Source organism: Sporosarcina pasadenensis (assembly GCF_047228845.1).
GTDB lineage: Bacteria > Bacillota > Bacilli > Bacillales_A > Planococcaceae > Sporosarcina.
In genome coordinates this window covers 50,452-75,253 of sequence record NZ_JBFEGM010000008.1, presented here as the reverse complement: position 1 = coordinate 75,253, position 24,802 = coordinate 50,452, and the positions used below count along the sequence as shown (strand labels likewise).

General features: G+C 42.8%; 25 protein-coding genes. 7 read left to right on the top strand and 18 right to left on the bottom strand.

All coding sequences use genetic code 11. The features are described 5' to 3' along the window. Positions 1-50: 50 nt before the first annotated feature. The 4 genes from AB1K89_RS12205 to AB1K89_RS12190 all read right to left on the bottom strand — a co-directional run bounded on the left by AB1K89_RS12205 (position 51) and on the right by AB1K89_RS12190 (position 3,882). Complete coding sequence (locus AB1K89_RS12205) at positions 51-854, bottom strand: Ltp family lipoprotein (protein ID WP_413054991.1); 804 nt, start codon at positions 852-854, stop codon at positions 51-53. 434 nt (positions 855-1,288) lie between these two features. Then, positions 1,289-2,803, bottom strand: a complete 1,515-nt coding sequence (locus tag AB1K89_RS12200) for an S-layer homology domain-containing protein (RefSeq protein ID WP_413054990.1) — start codon at positions 2,801-2,803, stop codon at positions 1,289-1,291. A 370-nt stretch (positions 2,804-3,173) separates the two neighbouring features. Next, a complete protein-coding gene (locus AB1K89_RS12195) occupies positions 3,174-3,635 on the bottom strand; it encodes a hypothetical protein (protein WP_413054989.1) in 462 nt (153 codons plus the stop codon). 97 nt (positions 3,636-3,732) lie between these two features. Beyond that, positions 3,733-3,882: a hypothetical protein gene (locus tag AB1K89_RS12190; RefSeq protein ID WP_413054988.1), complete on the bottom strand. Its 150-nt coding sequence runs from the start codon at positions 3,880-3,882 to the stop codon at positions 3,733-3,735. Positions 3,883-4,182: 300 nt separating this feature from the next. Between AB1K89_RS12190 and cuyA the strand changes: the two genes are divergently transcribed. From cuyA to AB1K89_RS12175, 3 genes are read left to right on the top strand one after another with little or no spacing between them, the layout of a single operon-like run. Next, positions 4,183-5,196 (top strand): D-cysteate sulfo-lyase, encoded by a 1,014-nt coding sequence (cuyA, locus tag AB1K89_RS12185; RefSeq protein ID WP_413054987.1) that lies wholly within the window; start codon positions 4,183-4,185, stop codon positions 5,194-5,196. Positions 5,197-5,223: 27 nt separating this feature from the next. After that, positions 5,224-6,081, top strand: coding sequence for a diaminopimelate epimerase (gene dapF, locus AB1K89_RS12180; RefSeq protein WP_413054986.1), 858 nt, complete (start codon positions 5,224-5,226; stop codon positions 6,079-6,081). Between the two features lie 58 nt (positions 6,082-6,139). Next, entirely contained in the window at positions 6,140-7,366 is a 1,227-nt protein-coding gene (locus AB1K89_RS12175; protein WP_413054985.1) for a dicarboxylate/amino acid:cation symporter, read from the top strand. A gap of 164 nt (positions 7,367-7,530) precedes the next feature. On the opposite strand, the gene AB1K89_RS12170 is transcribed toward AB1K89_RS12175, so the two are convergent. From AB1K89_RS12170 to AB1K89_RS12140, 7 genes are all read right to left on the bottom strand, one after another. Further along, positions 7,531-7,707, bottom strand: a complete 177-nt coding sequence (locus tag AB1K89_RS12170; RefSeq protein WP_413054984.1) for a hypothetical protein — start codon at positions 7,705-7,707, stop codon at positions 7,531-7,533. 205 nt (positions 7,708-7,912) lie between these two features. Next, positions 7,913-8,512 (bottom strand): DUF4352 domain-containing protein, encoded by a 600-nt coding sequence (locus AB1K89_RS12165; protein ID WP_413054983.1) that lies wholly within the window; start codon positions 8,510-8,512, stop codon positions 7,913-7,915. A gap of 294 nt (positions 8,513-8,806) precedes the next feature. After that, positions 8,807-10,069 carry a M20 family metallo-hydrolase gene (locus AB1K89_RS12160; protein WP_413054982.1) on the bottom strand — a complete coding sequence of 421 codons (1,263 nt, stop codon included), beginning with the start codon at positions 10,067-10,069 and terminating at the stop codon, positions 8,807-8,809. Positions 10,070-10,085: 16 nt separating this feature from the next. Further along, entirely contained in the window at positions 10,086-10,802 is a 717-nt protein-coding gene (locus tag AB1K89_RS12155) for a small-conductance mechanosensitive channel (protein ID WP_413054981.1), read from the bottom strand. A gap of 27 nt (positions 10,803-10,829) precedes the next feature. Beyond that, complete coding sequence (locus tag AB1K89_RS12150; RefSeq protein WP_413054980.1) at positions 10,830-11,543, bottom strand: DUF5058 family protein; 714 nt, start codon at positions 11,541-11,543, stop codon at positions 10,830-10,832. A 57-nt stretch (positions 11,544-11,600) separates the two neighbouring features. Next, positions 11,601-12,770: a M20 family metallopeptidase gene (locus tag AB1K89_RS12145; protein ID WP_413054979.1), complete on the bottom strand. Its 1,170-nt coding sequence runs from the start codon at positions 12,768-12,770 to the stop codon at positions 11,601-11,603. 501 nt (positions 12,771-13,271) lie between these two features. Further along, positions 13,272-14,768, bottom strand: a complete 1,497-nt coding sequence (locus AB1K89_RS12140; RefSeq protein ID WP_413054978.1) for an S-layer homology domain-containing protein — start codon at positions 14,766-14,768, stop codon at positions 13,272-13,274. A gap of 378 nt (positions 14,769-15,146) precedes the next feature. On the opposite strand from AB1K89_RS12140, the gene gltS reads away from it, so the two are divergent. Further along, the gene (gene gltS / locus AB1K89_RS12135) at positions 15,147-16,337 is read left to right on the top strand and encodes a sodium/glutamate symporter (RefSeq protein WP_413054977.1); all 1,191 of its coding nucleotides are present in this window, start codon (positions 15,147-15,149) and stop codon (positions 16,335-16,337) included. Between the two features lie 162 nt (positions 16,338-16,499). Here gltS and AB1K89_RS12130 read toward each other — a convergent pair whose 3' ends face one another. From AB1K89_RS12130 to AB1K89_RS12120, 3 genes are all read right to left on the bottom strand, one after another. Beyond that, positions 16,500-17,123 carry an NUDIX hydrolase gene (locus AB1K89_RS12130; RefSeq protein ID WP_413054976.1) on the bottom strand — a complete coding sequence of 208 codons (624 nt, stop codon included), beginning with the start codon at positions 17,121-17,123 and terminating at the stop codon, positions 16,500-16,502. 255 nt (positions 17,124-17,378) lie between these two features. After that, positions 17,379-18,083 carry a CBS domain-containing protein gene (locus tag AB1K89_RS12125; RefSeq protein ID WP_413054975.1) on the bottom strand — a complete coding sequence of 235 codons (705 nt, stop codon included), beginning with the start codon at positions 18,081-18,083 and terminating at the stop codon, positions 17,379-17,381. Positions 18,084-18,246: 163 nt separating this feature from the next. Next, complete coding sequence (locus tag AB1K89_RS12120; protein WP_413054974.1) at positions 18,247-19,074, bottom strand: STAS domain-containing protein; 828 nt, start codon at positions 19,072-19,074, stop codon at positions 18,247-18,249. Positions 19,075-19,366: 292 nt separating this feature from the next. Here AB1K89_RS12120 and AB1K89_RS12115 point away from each other — a divergent pair, with 292 nt between their 5' ends. The 3 genes from AB1K89_RS12115 (at position 19,367) to AB1K89_RS12105 (ending at position 21,267) form a co-directional block, all read left to right on the top strand. Next, positions 19,367-20,041 carry an SH3 domain-containing protein gene (locus tag AB1K89_RS12115; protein ID WP_413054973.1) on the top strand — a complete coding sequence of 225 codons (675 nt, stop codon included), beginning with the start codon at positions 19,367-19,369 and terminating at the stop codon, positions 20,039-20,041. Between the two features lie 329 nt (positions 20,042-20,370). Then, the gene (locus AB1K89_RS12110) at positions 20,371-20,853 is read left to right on the top strand and encodes a DUF2975 domain-containing protein (protein WP_413054972.1); all 483 of its coding nucleotides are present in this window, start codon (positions 20,371-20,373) and stop codon (positions 20,851-20,853) included. Positions 20,854-20,997: 144 nt separating this feature from the next. Continuing rightward, positions 20,998-21,267, top strand: a complete 270-nt coding sequence (locus AB1K89_RS12105) for a hypothetical protein (protein ID WP_413054971.1) — start codon at positions 20,998-21,000, stop codon at positions 21,265-21,267. Positions 21,268-21,411: 144 nt separating this feature from the next. Here AB1K89_RS12105 and AB1K89_RS12100 read toward each other — a convergent pair whose 3' ends face one another. The 4 genes from AB1K89_RS12100 to AB1K89_RS12085 all read right to left on the bottom strand — a co-directional run bounded on the left by AB1K89_RS12100 (position 21,412) and on the right by AB1K89_RS12085 (position 24,610). After that, the gene (locus tag AB1K89_RS12100; RefSeq protein ID WP_413054970.1) at positions 21,412-21,816 is read right to left on the bottom strand and encodes a helix-turn-helix domain-containing protein; all 405 of its coding nucleotides are present in this window, start codon (positions 21,814-21,816) and stop codon (positions 21,412-21,414) included. Positions 21,817-22,072: 256 nt separating this feature from the next. Then, positions 22,073-22,813: an HNH endonuclease gene (locus AB1K89_RS12095; protein WP_413054969.1), complete on the bottom strand. Its 741-nt coding sequence runs from the start codon at positions 22,811-22,813 to the stop codon at positions 22,073-22,075. 4 nt (positions 22,814-22,817) lie between these two features. Continuing rightward, positions 22,818-23,795, bottom strand: a complete 978-nt coding sequence (locus AB1K89_RS12090) for a hypothetical protein (RefSeq protein WP_413054968.1) — start codon at positions 23,793-23,795, stop codon at positions 22,818-22,820. 41 nt (positions 23,796-23,836) lie between these two features. After that, positions 23,837-24,610: a PDDEXK-like family protein gene (locus AB1K89_RS12085; protein WP_413054967.1), complete on the bottom strand. Its 774-nt coding sequence runs from the start codon at positions 24,608-24,610 to the stop codon at positions 23,837-23,839. Between the last annotated feature and the right edge of the window lie 192 nt (positions 24,611-24,802).

Genomic DNA, 24,802 nt, shown 5'->3' with positions numbered 1-24,802 from the left:
GCGTTTTTTATTGAAACATAGATTCTATGAAGATAGTTATCGAAACAGGCTTATTTATAAACAACGTTAACAGCATTGGTAGCAACCTCATGACTGAAACCTTCATATTTTAACTGGTCTATCAAGCCGCTTTTTGAAAATGAAGTGTAATCAAGATAGTTTTGAGCCATTTTTACGGCTTGTTCATTCCAATCTACATTGATTTTTTCTGCTGCATAGGTTGCATCAGCTTTACTAAAACCTTCATAGATTAACTGGTCTATTAAGCCACTTTTTGAAAACGCAGTGTAGTTCAGGTAGTTTTCAGCCATTTGCAAAGCTTGCCGTTGTGCAATCGTTTGTGCGGCTTCTGCCTTAGCTTTCTCTTCTTCCTTTTTCTTAGCTTCTGCTTCTATTTTGGCTTGCTCTTCTCTCTTCTTTGCTTCAGCATCTGCCTTAGCTTTTTCTTCTTCCTTCTTCTTGGCTTCTGCTTCTATTTTGGCTTGCTCTTCTTCCTTCTTCTTTGCTTCAGCATCTGCCTTAGCCTTTGCCTCTTCCTTCTTCTTGGCTTCTTCCTCTATCTTGGCTTGCTCTTCTTCTTTTTCCTTAGCTTCTGCTTCTGCCTTCGCTTCCTCTTCTGCTTCTTCTTTCTCTGGCTCTATTAGTTCGCTCTTATTAGCGCTCTCACTTGCAGGAGGGGATGTTATTCCAAAAAGCACGAAGAATAAGATTGTTGAAATCCCGAAATATACAGCCACGTTCTTCCTTTTTCTTTTTTCTGCTGGGCCCCACCTCAATACTACATTTGGTTTAATGAAACCGATTATTAATGCTAAAAAAGATATAGTTAACAATAAAAAGAATAAATTATTCATTATTTTCTCCTATCCTATCTAGTTATCCATAGATAACTAATAAGCTGATTTGTCATGGTGTTAAAATATTACATACCCCAATACGTTAATTGGTTGCCTGAACGTCTACAAGTGAATCTGTTACTTTTGGATCTATTATTTTTTATTAAATTTATTCTGTAACTCCTTCTTGGCATTTAGTTTAGTCTCTATTTCTCGGATAAACATTCAATAGTTGAAACCAAGACTTTTATAATAGTATTCTACCATATCTTTTACAATAACTACAAATCAATGAGTCTCATGACGTCATCCGAATTGCTTTAGGAGGAATTTTTTTAGTAAGGTTAAATAGATTAAAAGTAATCTCGTTAATCATGCCCTTATCAGTGCCCTAGGGAGCCAATTCAACACGATTGGCTCCCTTCACACTTCAACTAGCATTGTTTATTCGTTTACATATCCGGATTAATTTTAAAGATTTGTGATGCAGAAATATTGATAAGCCCATTCATTTCCTGCACGGTAATCTTCATGCCGCTTGTCATGCCTGATACTGCGTCCCCAGTCTGTCCATTCATCCAATAAACTTTTTTCTCAAATTCCACTTCGACCGTCCCAAGTTTCTTCGCAGTGACACGGAAGACATTGGTCCCGGGATCTCTTGTAATCTCTGCAATCTCATCAGCATTTTTCGTTACAATTGTATGCTTCCCAATGTTTTCTGCGGCTTCCTCGTCATAGTAATCGTTGTGATGGAACAGTGTTTTCATATCGAATACGAAGGACGTCTGCTCCCTCAATGTCTTGATGTCATAGTGGAAGCGAGCATGTTCCGGTTCTTTCGCTTTGATGGCGTAGCGAGCTTCTTCGCCTCCTACGAAACGCACCTTAGCAATATAGTTGCCCGGTTCATCAATATCCAAGCAGACGAATTGTGGAGACTCGCATTTCTCGAACGCTGCATTTCCATTTATCATCGTCCCATCTACTGTGGAAAGACTGATGCTCTCGACCTTTTCACCGGCAGACACTTCAAGCCTCGCTTCTGTCGGCAAATAGTCATCTGTTTCTTCCAAAGTAAGCTTCAATTCACCGTTCACTTTTTCGACATGCACGTAAAACTTCTTAAAGACATATCTATCCTGCGTAATAGGTGGTTTCCCCATATGCCCGCTCAAGTTAAGCATAGCTGTTCCTTCCTTCAGCGGAACAAGCTGCAACCTGTCTGTTGAATAGCCCGCTATACCGTGCACAACAATCGGTTCATATATGTCCTGACCCGTTTTCCACATAATGTTGGAGAGCCCATCCATCCCTAATTCCTTCGCTTCGAGCGATACCATCGCCGGTTTCTTATTTTCCGTTGCTACCATCATACTCGCCGCCTGGCCTCTCGTCACAGGCGCGTTGATGCTGAAACGGTCGGAGGATGTTCCGCCCGCAATTCCAAGTCGATAGAGAATAAGAACGTTGGTACTGTGCGACTCGTACGAGACGACGTCCTTGAACGGATTGTTGACGTAGGAGAAACTATAGCGCGGCAGATCGAACGCTTTAACGAGTATCGAGGCGAGCTGTCCGCGTTTAATCGGATCATTCGGACCATATCGGCCGTCCCCGTAGCCATTGATAATTTTCGCCTCGGCCAGTGCGGCAATTGCTTTGTAGTATCCGTTCGCTTCCGAGACATCCTTGAAATTCGGGTTTTTGACGTTCGTGAGATCCATTTCTGTTAATTTCGCAATGATTGCGGCTGCCTGGCCTCGCGTGATCGGATTGCCCGGCTTGAATGTGCCGTCCGGGTACCCTCCGATGATATTGCGATCAGCAAGTTCATTCACCGCCTCTGCAAAATATTGTGTTGCCGCTACGTCAGAGAATTGCTGTTTGCTTTCTGCGTTGCCGGTTAAAGGTATACTGATTGCGAGCACCAGTGCACCAAATGCTGTAAGTAGTTTTTTCTTCAATTGTTTCTACCCTCTCTGTTTCATATGTATCTATTTTGTTAGCAACGTACAGACGAGAGAATCCAGGAAAAGTTTCAAAGAAATATAGAATAAATAAAAAGACGTCCCATGTTGCCCCTGGTTACGTCTCTATGAAACCTGTTACTTTTTAAATAGCAGCATCGGCATGCAAATCAACGCAATTATCGCGTTGAACACCCATATTCCAAGAGGGTAGCCATGAAAATAGTTGTAAACAATATACCCAACACTTAACAGCAGCAAGAAAGCAGAGATAACAAAATATGTAATTCGTTGTTTATTACTCATTTTCTCCATAAGCAATAGTACATCCTCTCCTTATTTTGTCTTCTCCCCCCTCTTTCAAACATTACTTCAAACTTTCTAAATCACTCACTAACAGCTTTTTACTTTCTGCATCAGTCATTTTCTCTGCACATTCAAAGGCCGCATCTTTATATCTCCGGCTTTCATCGAATTGCCCCAAAACGATGCAAGCTCTTGCCGCAGCCTCATATCCGTATCCAATATAAAACGGAGCAAGACCTGCCTCTACACTCACAGAAATACAGCGTTTGGCATAATTCAAGGCATTTTCTCCTTGATCTGCCACTGCATATACACGTGAAAGCTGCCAATATCCGATAGAGAGATTCTTTTCAGTACATTCTTCTGCTTGTGTCCAATGCCAGAAAGAACTATGACAAAGGTGAATCATTCGTTCTTGTTCATCGGGAGTAATGCTTTCCTTCTCAAGGAAATCCCACACTTGATTAAAACAAGTTGCTGCTATTTGTTTATGGGAAAAGAATGGTATTTCATTTTCTTTCATAATATCTGCTACCTCACTTTAGTTAATGATTGTTTTATTTTACCATAGTTAGATTAATATGAACATTCCGCACAACAAATATCTAAATCAGCTCTCGCTAAATCTCCCCCACAAAATACGGAAAATCCACGACTTGCCGCTTCAACTCCCAGTCCGACAGCGACACCCCTGTCTCTTCACAATAAACCGACGCCCCCATCCTTCCACCGACATCAATCATCCACCTAGCAAGCCCACCGTCCATCATACGATGCCTCGCCCTCAGTTCTTTCTACATTTCCACTAAATAATCAGCAAAGCCGACCCCATTGCAACAAGACAAGCATATTAAATAATTCCTTAAATATACTGGACTACGGCCATGATTTTTAAATTGGTGGGTAGGGTACTTCACCACGTCAAACACATGTAGAAAAATGTCGGAACTTATACATCCTCCGTTGACAGAAAAGTGCACCTAGTCAATACTTTGATGTAACTAAATTAAAAGGAGATGAAAATTTAGTTCACTAGTTTCACAAGTAATTTCGAAGGTGGAGATGCCCAATTGTTACTTGCAAAGTACCCTAGAAGAAGTTATACGCACGCAAAAACACCAATAGAAAAGTTAACTCATCTAACCGAGCTATTGAATGGCCCTTCAATCTTTGTAAAACGGGACGATTTACTTGGACTTGCCGGTGGCGGAAATAAGACGAGAAAATTGGAATTCTTAATTGCAGATGCGATTCACAAAGGGGCCGACACGATCGTCACTTGTGGCGCTCTCCAATCAAACCATTGCCGACTCACGTTAGCCGCTGCCATAAAGGAAGGTTTAAAATGCCAGCTAGTTTTGGAGGAAGGTGTTGCTACTCCTTATAATCCGGATGCAAACGGAAATAACCTGCCATTTAAATTATTAGGCGCGGAATCTATTAAGGTTGTGCCGTATGGTTCAGATATAATCGCGGACATGCACACATTGGGCGAGGAATTAGTCATGGCGGGCAGGAAACCTTATTTAATTCCTTTGGGTGGGTCTAATGAATTGGGATCGGCCGGATATGTGGCATGCGCCCAAGAGATCCTCCAACAAACTTTTGAAACTGGGCTTGTTATTGACGATGTAGTCGTTGCAAGTGGTAGTGGCGGAACACAGGCAGGGTTAATTGTCGGTTTTAATGCAAGTAGCGCACCCATTAAGGTGCATGGCATCAATGTTTCCAGACCAAACGAAGCACAAATTCCCTTAATCACGGATTTGGTGCAGCAAACAGCTGGTTACCTAAACTTAGCAGACTTTCACTTCGCTGATCGTGTTCATTGCTACGACAGCTATGTTGGCGAAGGCTACACCATTCCGACACAAGGGATGATTGAAGCGGTACAAATGGTAGCGAGAACGGAAGGCATCCTACTCGATTCCGTTTACACAGGAAAAGTGATGGCGGGACTTATCGACTTGATTCGCAAGGGAGCATTCAAGAAAGAAGACAACGTTTTGTTTATTCATACGGGCGGATCCCCGTCATTGTATGCAAACCCTACCCTATTCAATGAGGATTTTTTTGCTCTATAAAGCTTTATCGGAAGTGAGGTTCAGCCTATGAAAATACCTTTTACGAAGATGCATGGAATTGGAAATAGTTATATTTATATCGATACGAATACATGTGAATTTGATGCTTCAACATTCCAGCAACTAGCGATTGACATCTCAAATGTCAATACAGGCATAGGGTCAGATGGTCTCATTGTAATACACCCGAGTGACGTGGCTGATGTTGGTATGCGGATTTTCAATAAAGATGGATCGGAAGGACAAAGTTGTGGCAACGGATTACGGTGCACTGCAAAATATGCTTACGAAAATCATCTTGTTTCCAGCACCGTCTTTCAAATTGAAACAAAGGCGGCAATTGTCACAGTCGAAGTCTATGGCGACAGAGAGTGTATAGACGAAGTGACAGTTGACCTGGGCCCTCCCTTATTAAATCGGGGCAACATCCCTATGCTAGGTCCCGACGATAACCGAGTGATTGCAGAGGAGTTTCAGGTTGCGTCACATTCATTGCAAGTGACCGCGTTATTTTTGGGCAATCCAAATGCGGTGTTTTTTGTAGATTCGATTGAGGAAGCTCCTCTACATGAGTTGGGGGCTATCGTTACTGAAGATCCGCGTTTTCCAGATCGAGTGAATGTGGGGTTTGTTGAAATAATCTCTCGAAAAGAAATGAACTATCGAGTATGGGAACGAGGTTCCGGTGTAACAGAAGCTTGCGGAACGGGAGCAAGCGCAGCTGTAGTCGCCGCGGTTTTAAACGGCTTTATCGAGAAAGGGATAGATGTCACCGTCCATTTAAGTGGTGGAGATTTATGCATTAAATGGGCGGACGATGATCATGTTTGGATGACCGGACCAGCGGAGACTACGATTCAAGGAGTTTTCCACTGGAATCGCTGAGCTTCACAGATACAGAGATTCTATATTAATCAACTTATTTTTAAGGGGGGTCAATTGCATGGCGAAATTGAAAGCGTATCGTTTTCCACTTATTCTTCTAGCTTCCATTATTATCGGATCCATTATTGGGCTCATATTTGGAGAAAAGGCCAGCGTCATTAAACCGTTTGGGGATTTATTCTTAAATTTACTGTTCATGATTGTTGTTCCACTTGTGTTCTTTTCGATTTCATCAGCTGTCGCGAATATGGATAGTATGAAGCGTCTTGGAAAGATCATGGGCTCCATGTTATCGGTATTTATCATTACAGGAATTATTGCATCCCTCACGATGTTAGTAGCCGTTCTTATTTTCCCGGTCGGATCCGGGGTGAATATTCCTATGGAGGTCATAGAAGACACGGAGATGCTGTCGCTGTCCGATCAACTCGTAAACACCTTCACAGTACCGGACTTCGTAAATTTATTTTCACGTAAACATATGCTTGCTTTAATTGTATTCTCGGTATTACTAGGAATCGCGACTGGGTTGACTGGCGAAGTTGGAAAGCCATTCGCCCGCTTTTTAGAAAGCGGCTCCGAAATCTTCATGAAAGTGATTCAACTCGTGATGTACTATGCTCCGATCGGCTTGGGCGCCTATTTCGCAGCGCTTATCGGCGCTTTTGGCGGAGAACTGATTGGTGATTATGCGCAAGCTTTTATCCTTTATTACCCTGTTGCATTTCTATACTTTCTTGTTGGATTCACACTTTACGCATTCATTGCCGGCGGGAAAAAAGGAGTTGCCCGTTTTTGGAAAAACATCCTTGCCCCAGCGGCAACTGCGCTTGGCACCGGAAGTAGTTTTGCAACCCTCCCTATCAACTTACAAGCAGCGAAACAAATCGGAGTACCAAAGGATATACGCGAAACCGTTTTGCCGCTTGGCGCGACCATTCATATGGATGGATCTTGTCTTTCTGCCATTCTCAAAATCGCGTTCGTCTTCGGCGTGTTCAATATGGATTTCACAGGAGTGGGCACTTTCGTAACAGCAATTGCGGTTTCCTTACTGTCAGGTATAGTGATGAGCGGAATTCCTGGCGGCGGATTTATCGGTGAAATGGTCATTGTTACACTTTACGGGCTGCCGATTCAGGCATTGCCGATGATTTCAGCAATCGGTGTCGTTGTTGACCCGCCTGCAACAATGGTGAACGCAACCGGAGACACAGTCGCAAGTATGATTGTAACTAGACAGTTGGAAGGAAAGGATTGGATGGAAAAAGCAAACTTAGAATAAGGAGACGTAGTGAATAGAACAAATAACTGAGGATCGCATTGCACTCATATATGCGTTCCTTTTTTTAATAAACCAAAACAATATGTGAGGTTAGACATCCCCCTTCCACTTAGCTTTTCCACCCATACTGTCAGCCCTATACCATTAATCGGATTATAGTACCGTTAACTTAATTCTCTAATGAGCTCGCGTGGCACTTGGGTAGCGGCGGCCGTCACCATAATCCGGTCATAAGGAGCCTGTTCTCCCCAACCTGTGCTGCCGTCATCCAGTTTGGAATGGATGGTTTGTCCCGTTGAAGGGGAAGTATGAATAACGCGAGAGGTACAATGGACAGCCATTCAAAGACTCATGATTGGCTGTCCATAATTGAAGACTCGAATGTTCTCTCTGAGTTCAAGCAGATTGATATGTATACCCTCTTTTGAAAATGCGAAATTACCATGGGACTAATTGAGAAGAGCTTTCATGAACTTCCAATAAATTCTCTCTCAATAACAAGCACGAGAAGATTAAGTTTACGAACAGGTGATTATACCAAAATTATTACTCCGTTTCTCTAATACCAAAAGACCAAATCGTTTGGTTTTTAACAGCTCCGGAAGCGATTAATCCATCTATCGTTTTAATATAATAAACTTCAGAATCTTGTCCTTGAAAAGCAGCTTCTCCAGTTACACTTTCACCTGGATTTATTGTTCCTTCAAAATGATTTACGCTTTCATGTAATTTTGAGAAATCTCCTGATCCACCTGAATCCAGGCTCTTCGTAAAGTTTAAATTATCTATGATATCCAAGACATCATATGGTTCATCGCCAATATTTTCTACAGTCATTTCAGCAATAAAATAATAGTCAAGACTAGGGGTTTTCCCATCGATTTCATCGACTTTTTTCACCGAATTGACTGTAATTTTGTATTTTCCAATTGTGCTCTCTGTTTCTCCCGAATCTCCAATCTTAAGGTCGGTCTGGTCTTTGAAACCTCCACTAGATTGTTCAGCATCAATAGGATTGTTTTTTTGATTATCATTACTTTTTTCGATAGAGTCTTCGTCCCCTTGTTTACCTGAATCCGAATTGCAAGCAGCCATAAGGCTCAAACTTAACAACATTGCCCCTGTTAATACTAGTAATCGTTTCATATCCAATCTCCTCTAAACATTATTAGATATACCCTCTCTTATACTACTAATCAGCAAAAAAATTTCAACTAATAATATTAAAACCTGTGCTTTCCAATCCGCATTTAGGACACTTTTCATTTGTGAATAGTCATGGGGTTCTCCTCCTCATTACTATCAACGGTTACAAATATGATTGATGAAATTATCAAATCTGAATAAAACTGATCAAAAAAGCACACTACTTCGTACTTTCCCCTGAGTCAATCTAAAAACAGGTAGCCGAAATAATGTGCCAGTTTACAATATCCTCTTCTATGCAGTCGCTATTTTGACAGCTGTTCTATACAATAACTCAGTCCCGGCAGCAATATCTTCGTAGGTCGAAAATTCCGCCGGGTCATGACTGATGCCGTCTTTAGATCGCACGAAAATCATTGCAATTTTACAATCCTGCGCCATGGAGAGTGCATCGTGGAACGCCCCGCTCGTTAGTTCCGGAACGATTCCCAGCCCCATCGCCTTACTCTCTTCACGCATGACGTCTAAAACTCCCTCACTGCATGGCTCTGGAGAGATATTCGTATCTTCGTAAATCGTAAACTGCAGACCATTTTCTTGGGCGGTTTTTTCAATCAAATCACGTAGTTGTGCTTCATATCGATTGCGTCTGTCCAAGTTAATATCTCGTAAGTCGATCGTAAAGATAACCCTTTCTGGAACAATTGCTCTTGCGTTTGGATAGATTGTCAAGTTCCCAACTGTGCCGACAGTCGGAGCATCTTGATCTTGTGTTACGATGTCCTTCAATCCAGAAATGATTTCAGCAGCACCAACTAATGCGTCTTTTCGCAACTTCATTGGAACGGTACCGGCATGGCCAGCAGACCCAGTCAGTTCTACGGTTAGCCAGAGTGGCCCGGAAATCCCTGTAACAATTCCTACAGGAGCATTTGCTTCCTCTATAACAGGACCTTGTTCAATATGCAATTCAAGATACGTATCAATCGAACCTTTTGGATATTCGGAAGCAGGGAGCTCGTCAGGGTTAGCCCCAAATTCAAGTAACGCTTCCCGCCTTGTTATCCCGTCTTTATCCGGACGGTCAAGTTCACCTTTCTCTAATTGGCCGGTAATCCCCCTCGATCCGAATAACCCTTTGTTAAACCGGAAGCCTTCTTCATCGCAAAACGCCATAATTTCAATTGGCATTTCAGGCTGAATATTTTGTTCTTGCATCGTTTGGACAACTTCTAATCCGCCCAGCACACCGATCGGACCGTCGAATCGTCCACCGGATGGCTGGGAGTCAATGTGTGAGCCTAGCATCAAAATAGGTGCATCTGGATTTTTCCCTTCCAGTCGTCCAACTAAATTCCCGAAGTTATCGACTCTCGTTTGTAAGCCGGCTTCTTCCATCCACCGCTTCACAAGTTCGACTCCATCTTTATATTCCTTTGACAAAGCCAATCGGCATACGCCAGTTTCACCAAACTTGCCGATTTCAGCGAGCTGATCAATATATTCTTGCAACCGTTTTTGGTTGATTGTTAATTTTTCTAGACTCCTGTTTACCACGTATCATTTCCCCCTATTAAGCGTTCGCTTTCCTATCTTTCGCTTTTTCCACGTTATAAATGATAGCGATTGAAATCGCAACACAAGAAGCAATTTTTATTAATGACGGGATTGGTGAGAAGAATACCCCTATACCGATGAGTACCGCCATGACACCGTATTTAGGCTTGCTAAAGGCAAATTGACCTAACACTGCACCAAAAATAGCAGGAAGGACGAATACAAATGACGCTTGGATCGATTCAGGGATTAGGTTGACGATAAATGTTCCGCCCAAAACAGTTAAAATAATGATAATCGTATTCGTTAAAGAAGCGAGGGCAATACCGAGTACCCCAGCTATTTCAGCTTTTTGCGTTCCAAGTTCTGCTCCGACAGCTTTTTGGGCAGCCGATGAACAAGGGACGCATAGATTCGCAATATTTCCGGACAAAAAGGCGATATACGTTCCGCCGACCCCGAGAATCGGGAAGTACGTTACAGGTTCAACAATCCATAACACTCCAATAAACGCTGCATAACCTAGCAGTCCGGCAAAAATCGCCCCCCATCCCGGATGGGCACCAAGTACGAACGACAAGTACATCGGCAATCCTACTGAAGCGATCATTACTAATAAAATCGTTAAGCGACCCCAGAAGTGGGACTGTTCATGAAACCTCGTCATTGAACTACTAGCAGACTCAGTTTTTGCTTTGGAAGCTGCTCGTACAACCTCTTGACTCATGCTCATTTTCATTCCTCCTTAACTATAAAAATTTTAAGTAAGAGCAACGACCATCGTTCCGACAATCATTCCACAAACCATTGAAATCCCAAGTGACCATTCCCGTAGCCAACTTATATTTTTTTTGTCGGCAATTGTCATACAAACAATCATGATTCCGAGTGAAGCGATTCCTGCGAAGAAAAAGCCCAACCCTTTGAGCATTTGTTCGCTTGCTAAATATCCGAATGCGCCAAGCATGGCTGCCAAGGAAATACTTGCAACCGCTTTAGGGTTTTTCCTACGGATTGCCTTCTCTGCTTTTCCAAGAGATTTTGTGAAAAGGAACGTGACGAGAAGCCAGCCCATTCCACCTAAACACATCGTCCAAACGACTGTCGCAAACGCTTTTTCATTAAATCCAGCGCCCCCTAGCTCAACGCCGAAAGCTTTTGCGCCAATATGAGCTGCCGCTGTTTCTGTTGCGGCAGAGCCGATAATTCCGATTCGCATCATTGTGATAGGCGGACCAAGGAGTGCTATTAATGAAACGATAACAATCGCAATCCCGAATGAAGGTCCTAGTGAGCTAATAAAGCCTGTCCTGATCGCTCTTGACACTTCTGCAGGTGTTAATCCTGCATCAGGAGCGGCTTGTTTAGCAATGCTCATAAACTTTAGTGCTTGAAAAATGACGACACCCATAACGAAAAAAGCAACAATCCACACGACAGTACCGTTAGCAAAACTTATTACATTTTCCGGCATTTACAATTCTCCTTCCAAGGTTTTCTAATTATTTTCGACTACGATGCGACCAAAATTTTATTCCGACAGATAACTAAATACTGATGCGATGAAAAGCCTTCCGATCGAGATCATTGCTCTTTCGTCAACATTAAACTTAGGATGGTGATGTGGATAGACATCGTTTTCCAGCGCACCGCCCACCCAAAAAAACGTTCCGGGCACTTCCTTTAAATAGTAAGCGAAGTCTTCCATCCCCATTTGAGCTGGTATATGTTTAATTAATTCATGATCAAACAGGTCTCGCGCAACTCTTTCAACGCGGTTTGTTTCAAACGGGTCATTGATGACAGCAGGATAACCACGAACATATCTAAAATCGGCTTTTGCACCAACAGCTTCACAGGTTGACACGACAATCTTTTCAAGGGATGCTTCAATCTTGTCACGAACGTCATCATCAAACGTGCGGACAGTTCCTCTGATCCTTGCCGAATCCGGGATGACGTTAAAACTGTCACCGCCTTCAAATGTTGCCACTGTTACGACAGCTGGTTTGATAGGATTTACTTGTCGACTGACGATCTGTTGTATGTTTAAGAGAACCTGTGCCCCTGTAATAAGCGGATCAACGGTCAAGTGAGGCGTAGCTGCATGGCCACCTTTGCCGTAAATTTCAATTTCAAACGTGTCCCCTGCCGCCATTGCTTCTCCTTCTCTAAGACCAATAACACCGAGCGGATCCATTGAACTGACGTGTGCACCATATACGACATCCACCCCATCTAGACAGCCGTCTTCAATCATTGGCTTTGCTCCCCCGGGGATCACTTCCTCGGCAAACTGATGAATAAAGACGACCGAACCAGCAAGTTTGTCTTTGTGTTCACTCAGTACTTTAGCAACGCCAAGTAAGGCAGCGGTATGTAAATCATGGCCGCAAGCATGCATGACACCTGGAATTCGAGATTTATAGTCAAGATCATTCTCTTCTTGGATTGGAAGCGCATCAAAATCTGCTCGTAGCGCCACCGTCTTTCCAGGCTTGTCTCCTTTTAATGTCCCAACGACACCGCGGCCCCCAACACCTGTCTTCACATCGATTCCGAGAGACTCTAAAAACTCCGCAATCTTCCTTGGTGTGTTGACTTCTGTGTGTGAGAGCTCCGGATACATATGAAGGTCCCTTCTGAACTCTACTAGCTCAGGATAAACTTCATCCAACCTAGTGAACATTTTTTCTAGCATTGTACGATTCCTCCCATTTTGAAATTGTTATTTTAAGTAGGGTTCGACACCCAAACGAGTTTGCTATATAACAACATGATTGTTTGACTCTTTTGATTTCACCACTATACAGGACTCACAAATGAGGTGCAAGGCTATTCAGACATTATTAATTTTTTAATTATATTTAACCATTCCGCTAGCTTATTTCCTTTTCAGGCTTCTCTGTTCTGTAATGAAAGTAGTATAATAGCTGTTTTATAACAGTACTTCTGGTACAAAGAAAAAACACCTCCTCTTGATCGAAACCAAAAGGTGGTGTTGGAACTTCAATATTTCATTTTACCAGCACGTTTTTTCTATCAAATAAGGTGTGTTTTCGGTAGGTCGAAAGTCACAAAATGACCATATAACTCGGGAAATGATCGATAACTCTTGGGAAATGAACGATATCTCCCGTGAATTGATTGATAACTTCTGGGAAATGAACGATAACACGCCGGAAATGATCGATATTCCTCGTCACATCCAGTAATCATTAAGATAGGGCCATACCGTTACGTGTAAAATGGTTCCCAGCTGCCGAACTTCGATTTTGACGCCTTCAAAATAGACAGCGCTGTCAGGGTAGACGTGAACGCGGTCATCTGGGAATATCACTTCAAATGTGCCGGCTTTCTTTGCTTCCGCACGGAAAATATTGGTGCCTTTCTCCCTCGTAACAACAGCGATCTGTTCGGAACCTTCCGGGATGTTAAACGCACCGATTTTGTGCCCGGGCTTTACGGAGTAGTACTCATCATTACTCAAATCAACCGAGTGCGTCGTTCTTTCCTGCAACGTACGGATTTCGTAATAGAAGTGGGCTGTATTTTGCTGTGCCTCTATGCCGTATCGATTTTCCTCGCCGTCCTTGTAGCGGACTGTGGCAATGTATAAGCCCGGTTTGTCAATATTGATACAAATATTGTCGCGCACGCCTGGTTTACAGTAGTTGAACGTTGCGTCATCCGTCAGCTTCTCCCCCTCCATCGTGGAAAGTGCGACCCGTTCCACCTGCTTCGTCTGCTCGAGCGTCATTTCAAGCGCAGCGGCTGTCGGGAACAGTTCGTCCGTCTCTTCCAGCGTCAACTCCCATGCGCCATCCGTTTTCTTGACATGCACATAATATTTTTTGTGTTTCACTTCATTCGGAAAATAGACACTCCCCTCACCAAAGCTGAGCGTTCCGGTACCTTCCTTCAGCGGGACGAGTTGCAGGCGGTCGCCCGTGTAGCCTGCTGGCGTGTCCCTGCCCCTCGCCAATGCCGCCTTGAAGACGCCCGGATTTTTTTCACTGTCGTTGAACCACTCGATCTTTTTCCAGCCGAAGTCGCTTCCCTGGAGTGTCTTCATCTGCGGTTTCGCTTCTTCGGTTGCCCTCATCAGTTTGGCCGCCTGTCCCCTCGTAATGGAGGCATTCGGGCTGAAGGTTGTCGGAGACGTTCCCGCCGTGATACCGAGACGATGGATAATCAAAATGTTCGGCGTGTGCGAAACGAACGGTTTCACATCCTTGAACGGACTTTCGTATTCCGGGATGTCATAGCGCGGCAAATCGAATGCTTTCACGAGAATCGACGCCATCTGCCCCCGCGTGATTGGATCATTCGGACCGTAACGGCCGTCCGCGTAGCCACCGATGATTTCCTTCTCCGCCAGCGCAGCAATCGCCTTGTAATAGCCGTTTGCAGGCGTCACATCCTTAAAACCCGGATCCTTCACTTTCTCTGTATCTAACCCGATCAACTTTACGATGATGGCCGCTGCCTGACCTCGCGTAATCGGGTTGCCTGGCTTGAATGTGCCGTCCGGGTACCCGCCGATGATATTGCGCTCAGCGAGTTCATTCACTGCTTCTGCAAAATGCTTTTCCGATGGTACGTCAGAGAATGGCTGTTTGCCTTCCGCGGTGCCGGTCAGCGGTAAACTGAACGTCAGCACCAGTGCGAAAAATACCGTAAATAGTTTTTTCTTCATTTTTCCCTATCCTTCCTGTCTTCTATAATTCTATTTTTGATAACGTACAGACGAGAGATTTCAGGAAAAGTTTCAAAAAGATTTAAAAATTAATAAAAGACGTTCTCTGTTCATTTATTCAATGTGCAACTACATGGTCGTGCAGCACTTGCTCAATTTATCTATTTTTCAAGACTATTGCTAAGATAACTTTATATTACTATACTGTTCCAAGTTGCCTATGGATTTGTTACATTTTAACGATAGGCCATGCGTGTTTATTTCCGAAACGGGTATCGTACACAGATAAGGCCCATTGGGGTTGTACAAAACCAAGATACTGTGGCCAGTATAATGGAGAGGTCTCGTCCTCTCGACGTAAAGGAAAGGTGATATTGCATGATTGAACTTAACCAGATATCAACATTGTTTCTAGCGGCAGCACTGTACTTGCTCGGCACTGCGCTTGTCAACCGGATCGGCATCCTGGACCGATTCCTCATTCCCGCACCGGTCATCGGCGGTCTGCTGTTCGCGATAATCGCACTCATCTTGAAATCGTCCGGCATTGTGGAAGTTTCATTAGATACATCTTTGCAATCCTTGTTCATGGTCGCCTTTTTCACGACAGTTGGACTCGGTGCAAGTTTCAAACTGATCAAGCTTGGCGGCAAGCTCTTAATCATCTATTTGCTGCTGTGCGGCGTAACCGTTTTCATGCAGAACTTCATTGGCGTCTCCCTTGCGAAAGTGTTCAATATCGATCCGCTGCTTGGCGTCATGAGCGGCGCTGTAACGATGAGCGGCGGGCACGGAGGAGCGGCTGCATACGGTACGACGATCGAAGGTCTTGGCGTCGCATCCGCCGTGACGATAGGTATGGCAGCAGCAACACTCGGATTGATTTGCGGAAGCCTGTCCGGCGGTCCGATTGCTCGTCATTTGATTGGCAAGTATAATCTGAAGCCGAAAGAAGGCGTCGTGAAAGAGTTTGTAGATGAGGATGAAAAGCCGATCGGCCAACATTCGTTCATGATTCAAGTGACTCTGATCACGTTATCGATGGCAGGCGGTACAATCCTCGGCGACCTGTTCACCAACGCAACCGGCTTCGTCTTGCCTGGCTACATAGGCGCGATGTTCTTCGCGGTGCTCATCCGCAACATCATGGATCGTTTCTTGCCGGGAGCTATCAACATGAAGGAAATCAATCTGATCGGAGACGTGTCTCTCGCCATCTTCCTGTCCATGGCACTCATGAGCATCAAACTATGGGAACTCGCGGGACTCGCGCTTCCACTCGTCGGCATTGTCCTCGTTCAAGTGGTCTTCATTGTCGGATTTGCCGTGTTTATCATGTTCCGCGCGCTCGGCAAGGATTATGATGCAGCGGTCATGATTGCCGGTTTCCTTGGCCACGGACTCGGTGCCACACCAAACGCAATGGCCAATATGGGCGCGACTGTGAATAAGTTCGGTCCTTCACGCACCGCGTTCCTCGTCGTTCCGATCGTCGGCGCATTTCTGATGGACGTCGTCTTCAGCGCACCGATCATCATCACGACCATTAACCTATTAGCACCGAAATAATATTGTCAGAATTTTGTCGGTGCCTGTGTAAGAAACATTCATGTTAATTCAACCAATTTGAATAATTATAAATGAGAAGCTGGTTTTCCCGGCTTCTCATTTTATATTTATGCAATTGTAGTGAATTGGCTGAATAGTGTCTTGCACAGGCACCTGAAATTGCTATTCCTTCCGGACAAGATCAATAAAATGCTTCAAAATCCTCGCCGTCAGTCCCCAAATCGTGTAAGGTCCGTACTCGAAGAACCATTCTTCCATCGTACGCCCCCTCCATTTATAGTTCACACCATTCCGGATTTTGTCGTAAGGAAAACTCGAATCAGGCGAGAGATTCACCATAACTGGATGCATATACGGTTCGTGCCCAAGAAGATATTGAAGCGGCACGGTGAACACTTCTTCAACCTCATTTTTATTATAAGACCGAATGATTTCCTTATAGTCCACGATTCCAGCAAACGGATAGACAACAAATGACGGTGACGCAATATACGGACTTAACTGGCCTAGCACGTCTACAGTATCAGGTCTCACCCCAAGCTCTTCATGCGTTTCCCGTAAAGCCGCGAAAAGAGGCGATTCATCGGTAGGATCTATTCGGCCACCAGGAAAGCAAATATCTCCAGGCTGGCTCCTCATTGTGGACGAACGGACCTCGAACAGCACACACCATTCCCCTTCCACCTCGACAAGTGGAATTAAAACGGCTGAACGGTAAGCAGTCGCTTCACCAATAAATAACTCTTTATTGTTTCTCAACTGTTCTCTCCATTTTTTCTGATCCATGAAATCATCCCCCCACCCTGCAGCAAGTCGTTGCTGGTTCTATTTGGCTTCCACCCTTTGTTAGACCTCTTTTTATAATCAATTTTAAACATGATCACTTTTCTTACTACTAAATAGTAACAAACATTTCTTTTGAATCAAGTTACTGGCATACTCCATGAAGCGCTTGTAACTTCCCTCCCACAAAAAAACACCGACCCTTGATCGACTTTTTTGTCGATGGGTGGTGTTGATACTTCATAATTTCCCGTGTCATCATTTTATTTTCAACACATCAAAAGGTCTAATGATCCCAATTAATTCTCCATCAGCATGACCGTTATCTGTAATGAGCAATGCTTCCAAACGTACACCTCTTGAAATCGCCCGCTTGAAATAATCTTCAGCTTCATACACAGATAGATCCTTGTCGACAAATTCAAATGACTCTTTACGATTTTCATAATTGTAAACATCAGAAAGTGTCGGTATTTCCCGGGGAAGGACGTCTTCTGTCGAATGGCCGGCCAACCAATAGGTGATGTCAGCAGCGGTAATCAAGCCTTTGAATTTTCCATTCTCATAAAAAGGGACTTGGGTGAACCTACTTTCAGACATCACCTTCAAGGCAGCGGTTAACGGATCCTCCGCCTGCAATGTATGCACTTTACAGCCAAATAGAGCACCTACAGTAAGCGGATTGCTTAATTTCTGTTCAATCAATTCGATTTGCTCCACAATTTCATCATGGGGTTCAGCAATAACATAGTCGATGTCTGTTCGATTATGGACAATCGCATTACGCAAATCCCCTAACTCCCGCAAATCGTCTTCGTATTTGCGAACAACGGAGTTTGTAATCTTCACTTTATCAATAAGGCGATAAAACGGGGTATACTCATCGCCATCCGCTTTTTCAGCAAGTATTTTCTCAATCCGATTATAAGCGACAATAAAACGCTCTGAATTTTTCACAGTCATCAGCTCATGCAACTCCTTTTGAGAGAAGTATACCCGTTTTTTTTCATCATCAACTGAGTTCACGAAAAGGATACTAAAAGAGAAAAATATTTTATTGAAATGAAAAAAACACCTACCCTTGATCTACCTTTTGGTCGATGGGGTGGTGTTGAAATACTTAGTATTATTGTTCTATCGCTTGTGAAAGTTTTGATGTGATTCGTACATTTTCAAAAGAAATTCCTAACTGAATCGCCGTTAGGGCAATTTCCGGCCTTATGCCGGATAAAGTTGGTACGACGCCTATTAACTCTAAAGACTGTAGTAGCCCAAATAGCTGTTGTGCAACCACCGAATCCATCTTTACCACACCAGACAAATCTATATATAGGCTGCTTATCCCTTTAGCCACACATTGTTCCAATGTGTTCTCTATGAGTAATTTTGCCCGGTCATTATCGATCTCTCCAATTATCGGAAGTAAGGCTATGTGATCACTTAAAACAATGACTGGGGAACTCAATTCATTTATCAGTTCATTTTGGGATCGCAGTTTTTCGTTTAAATGTCTGTTTCTTTCATGTGTATACTCAACAATCGCCTGATCCGTTATTTTTAAAATCAGTTCATAATAGTGTAAAGTCGATTCAATGGTCATCGACTCTTTATTCGCATCGACAAATTCTCTAATGAAACCCAAATACACATTCCGGGTACTCATAAATTCCCTTATGATAAATTCAATAGGTGTATTTACATGTTCAAGGTCGCTAGTCGTCTCCAAAATCCAACTTTCCATCCTCTTCATAACTTCAGATTCTTCTTCAATTAATATTCTAAACGCATTTTGATGGAACCTATAATTTTGATCTTTCAATTTTTCAATCCCAAAAGGACAGGTAGAAGAATACACGCCTGACGGTTCACTTTTATCTATTTTTTTGTACCATTCTTCCGTCATTTGTTCTGCCTTACTCATTAAAAAATCATAGAGTTTCCTTTTTGCCGACATTTTCTTCTCCTCCTACACCCCTCAATGCCGAAGAGTATCATCATTAGCTACTTTTCATTTATGTTACCACATTTTATTATTTTTAGAATATTCTCTTTGCATTCTTTAAGAAAAGCGCCAATTCAACATGCAAGATGTTCTACTTTCAAAACTCGCTTCATACCCTCGTCTAGTAGAAACTATTCAGTAAGGAGTGATTCAAATTAAAAAAATACTCTTAGCAATGATGGTGTTGATCCTTGGTTGCTCTTATGCCTTTCCTCAGCAAACAACCGCAGCAACGAAAAGCGAAATGTATGTACATGCGAAAAATGATATCATCCTGCGTGCAGAACCAAAACAAAACGCGAAAAAGCTCGGCACAATCAAAAACCATTCGAAAGTGACTGTATTGTCATCATCAAAAGGTTGGTCCTATGTACAAGCCGGAAAAATTAAGGGGTATGTGTACACATCCGCTTTATCTAAGAAAAACCCGAAAGCCGCATCAACGACTGTTACAGGTGGGCTGGCACCTAAAGAAGGGTTGATCCTTACGTATGCACCATCTTTCTTAGAAGAGGAGAAAGAGACGTTTTATGTAAAAAAAGATGGTGAATACACGTACTTATATAATAAAAAGAGTTCCCTTTACCCGGATTTATCGAACTTCACCTACATCGAAGACGGAAAAAGGCTGCTCATGGGTGTATCGAGTTCCGACCACATCTTCATCAACGTTCCCTATCCATTGAAACAAGGGGCTTACACAATAGATTCGTCCCTGATGTTCGAGGAACAAAAGGTTCTGGTTGAAAGTACGACGAAAACAGTAACCGTGAAAGCCGGTACATTCCAGAATGTCGTCATTCTTCGTTATCCGAGTGGCTCGAGAGTTTACTTCGCAAAAGGAATCGGAATACTAAAGATCACAGATAAAAACGGCAAGATTTATACGGAGTTAGTGTCTGTGAAGGAAGGGAAATAAATACGAACGGTTCGGTTGAGGGGGAGAATACAATAAACAACACAGTGTTTAGGGACACAATTCGCATATGAATAGGTGTCCCTTTTTTTGTTGTTGTATCACCATTTAGATACTTTAAATAATGATCAGCAATGCCTGTTCCTCTACCATCAATAACATCGCCCGCAACAGAAACTGACAATGGCGAGGATTAGAATGTAATTACATTGGCTATCCCTCAGTTGATTTCAATAACAGTAATAATATAATATAAGACAATAATAATTTATTGTTAATCGATAAATATCGTGGTAAAATTATGTTGTTATTAATTTAATTGAGGTGTTTAAATGAAAGTTAAACGAGGTTCAACCACTTTTTTAAAGGTAATAATTTTTCTGAGTGGAATTGCATTGCTTGCCGTGTGTATATATTTGATGCCTGAAGCAGCCAGAAGAGACGCGATAGAGCGTCCGGGTGATTATTCGCTATATCCACTTTTGGTATGTGCATATGGAATATGTATTACGTTTTCTGTAGCGTTGTATCAAGTATTTAAACTTTTAACCTATATCGAAAAGAACAATGCTTTCTCTGAGTTATCTCTTCGATCTTTGAAGGTATTAAAAAAATGTGCTTTTACTGTAATTTTCTTCATTTTGTTAGCAATCGTTTATTTAAGGGTGCTTGCTCAAATCACAGGTGATGATGCAGCAGGTCCTATATCACTAGGTATAATGGGTATTTTAGCAACAAGTATCATCGCAGCCATTGTGGATGCACTTCAAAAGCCATTAAAAAATGTCCTAGATATTAAGTCGAAAAATGATTGACGGTTTGAGATAGAACAATTAGGAGGACATCTAATGAATATAGAAAGAAATCTAGTGAAAACGTTAACTACCTGCCTGTAGGGGTTTAAACACCCTTTGAGGACACCTGCGGGCAGGTACGATTCTCAAGGGAGGTTTTCACTAGTGAAAAATCGTTCAAGTTCATATTATCGCCATCAAAGAAAGCGGGCAATTAACCGGAAGCTAGAGATTGTAAGATATGCCTGGGGATTGAATAATGCGGAGGATAGCGAACATCCTTTTATTAAGCATCCCGGCAAATTGTCGAAAGCGAAGTTGAATTGTTCTTGCAAGATGTGCAAATATGAAAAGCATTATGATATTCCAAAACCAAACGTTAAATCCAAAATAGATTTAATGCAGCAGGATATTAAAGAATACTTTTATGAGTAAAATGGACAAGACCCTTCTCTATTTTCTAGAGAAAGGTCTTTTTTGTTTTGTAGGAGAATGAGGTGCCTGCGAGGAATAAAGTGCCCTACATAAAATGCCAGGCTCTCTAATAAGGAGCCTGGCACGATGTATTATGTATTGTATTTATTGAGATTTACGAAGTTCTTTTTCGCTTTCAAGTCGAATCGCATTCATTCTCATCTGTTCACGCTTTTCATCCGGTAAGCCTTGTTCTCTATATTTTAATACTTCCTTATCAAACAACTCTTCCTTATCTTCATCCACAAAGTCTAAAATTAGCAATTGATCGAATGATTTGATACGCAAAGCAATCATAATCGCGATAAGATGTTGAAGATTCAACGTTACTTTCTTCCCGTTTTTCAATTCGTTTAGAGAAGCATAACGAATTCCCGTTAACATAGAAAGTCCCATTAAACTCATCCCTAATTCCTCTAAGCGTTCAGATATCTTAGTTTGAACTTTAACCTGACCGAACTCCTCCATCGTTTCATTTACTATTTCATTTATATTTTTACGTTTTTTCATATCGAGCCCTCACAATTCACATTACAGATATAAAAAATAGCGAGTCGGTCCGTGGGGAGGACAATTTGACAACAACGAAAACACGAAAGGATGGTATGGACCTACCGTTCATTTCACCCACGGATCAACTCGCTACTAATTATATTATACTACAAAAATATTGTTCGGGGTCAAAAAATAGATATCCAACTTTTGGATGTTATCTTTCTAAAGCGAGAAAGATCCTACCCCTCCATTCAACAACCTAGCGTACCTATCACCTTTTAAGGATATCTTTCAATTCCTCAACAGTAAGCCACGGCATCCTGCGATGAATCATCCGATGACAGTTAGAACAAAGCAAAATAATATCACTCACTTTCGATACATGGTCTTCGCTCATTTCGGAAACTGGAATTGTATGGTGAGCCTCAATAAAATGTTCACCTAAATCTCCGTACGTCTCCTCAAAGTCAAATCCACACGCTTCGCAAAATAACCGTCCTTCTTTTACTAAGAAACTTTCTTTCGCAGCTTCAATCAACTTCCGGTTTCGTTCCCGAGTAAAATGTTCCCTCAAAACACTTTTACCCTCTCGATAGCCCATTTCGACTTGATTCACAGTAACCATATTGAGAAAATCTAGCAACTCTTTCTTTACCCGTAACGGCCCCTGGGGTGCTGCTTTTAACCCGTGTTCTTTTAATTCCTCTAACGGAAAAGCACTTTCAGGATAGGTTTCAAGTAATCTCAATCTCATAAACCGACGATCAACATTATTCTCAATCTCAGTTTCATCCAGCCAATATTCAGGATCTCCTATTGTTTCATCAAACGCTATATCGACTTCTTCTACAACAGTCAAATATAAAAGTGCCTGTACTGGTCTCCCTATGTATATATAAACCGTATCGCCCACTTGCTGAGACGCTGTTTGTCTCCAATCGATTCGCTCGTTTTCACTGAATGCTTTTTGGACATCGTAAATATTAGGGTTTGCAGAAATTATCCATTCCATCTTCTCACATCACCTTTCTATGCAATGCTACAATCGCCCGCGCAATTCCATCCCGTGCAGCTACATACTCCTGATCAGAAACCAACCGAGCCATCGCCACTTTCAACTCTTCTGCATCCTCCATATTCTCAACAGGCACGGCCCGGGAATAAATCCGTGTAAAACGCCTACCTTCCTCATAAGCAAGCGCTCGCACCGGAATGTCCTGCTCCTCTATTCTCTTCAATAAATTCGTCCGTTCCAAATGCGGCAGCGGACCCACTTCAACAATCAAGCGAACCGTGGAATTCCGTCTCCTGAACCACGCAATAAGCGGATAGCCGAGCCAATACCTTTCCGTAACTTCGTACTCCGACGGCAGCTCCGTCCACTCCCGCTCCACAAAACTCGGAACAAGGTGATTCACATTATAATAGCCGGATGCAATACGCTGTTCATCTACAAACGAAGTGAATGCCTTCTCCATAGGAGTTTGCGCCTTCAGTACAGCAGGTTTCAGTAACGGAATGCCATCCCCCTCCCCTGAAACTGCCTCGTTTACCAATCGCAATAACGTCTGGAAAGAGTCCTTCCGATACAGCCGCATCATGCATTCAACTAACGAATCAACATCCTCCCACGAAGTCGGACGATCCGCATCCATATAGATCCTCGTATACTGCCTGCCCTCTTCAAAAGCCTGCTCCTTCACGTCAATCCCTTTTGCGACCAGTGCCCGTAATAGCCGCACTCGATCCTCATGATGCAAAGGTCCAACCTCCACCTTCAATTTCAACCGGTCGTCTGCCTGCTCAAACCAAGCGATCAGCCCTCTATTCATCCACCATTTCTTACGCAAGTTATTCTCGTCAAAATGCTCGTCCCACGTCTGCTCAATGAAGTGAGGCACGCGGAAATGCGGCGTATACAAATGATCCGGCCACCCCAGCTTCCGGGCGAATCGAATGAAAGCCTCCCGCAAGAAGCTACTACCGACCTTCACAACGAAGTCGATCGTCTCCTGATACTGACTGTAAATATGGACTAACTCATTCGTAAAGCTTCCGCCACTAACTTCCCATTTCCAACAGCAGAGAGGAGGTCGACAGCTTCCTTATGATTTTTATAGAGAGCCATCCCCTTCTCATTCAGCTCATCATTTTGGACCAACTGATCCTCCAAAATGTCAATGTAATAGGTAATGAAGGAATGTACATCTTGGTGCATATAGTCTTGGTTCGCAGCCGTCATGTTTTTGAGGATATCCAACACATCCGAATAGCCGAGCATCAAATAGTCCTCATGCGTTGGGGCCTCATCCTGCAACGTCAAAAACACCGGGATGATCTTATATCCATCATACTCCTTTCGAACAAACTCGATATACTCTTCAAGCTGTCCCTCAGATTCAACGGACCAAAACTTGTTTTCAATCAAAACCGCCACTTCATGCAAGTGAGAGACAGCCAACAAATCGATCCTCTTTTTGTTAGGCGTTGCCAACTCTTTATACACTACAAGATCATGATACGAATGACGGCTCAGCTGAAGGACATCATAATTGGCAATCTTGTCCTCATCCTCATAATTGGCAGGATTGACAAAGACCTTCGCAATCAGCTTCTTAATGAAATACGCGCCCAAATCATGATTCTGCTGCGGATCCATCAACCACGCCAGCACATTGGAATGGCGGATCTCATAATTATCGACTTGAAGCACCTTGAATGGATTGAAACGGTTGAAATGGTTATGTAAATAAGTGAACTCCTGAGAATCCTCGATGAGGGACAGGATTTGTTGCTGGTGGTGGTGCATGGTGCGTTCCTCCTAAACTATTCTATTATGACCATGTTAGCATAAAATTTTCTTTTCAAGCTTATTGAAACGGATTCGGTTGAGGGGGAGAAAAGTGCACTTAACAAAATAATTAGCAAGTTAATCAGCATCTATATCAATGAAGTTGCTATATAAAAACAAATAAAAACGCTCAAACTGAGCGTTTTTTTC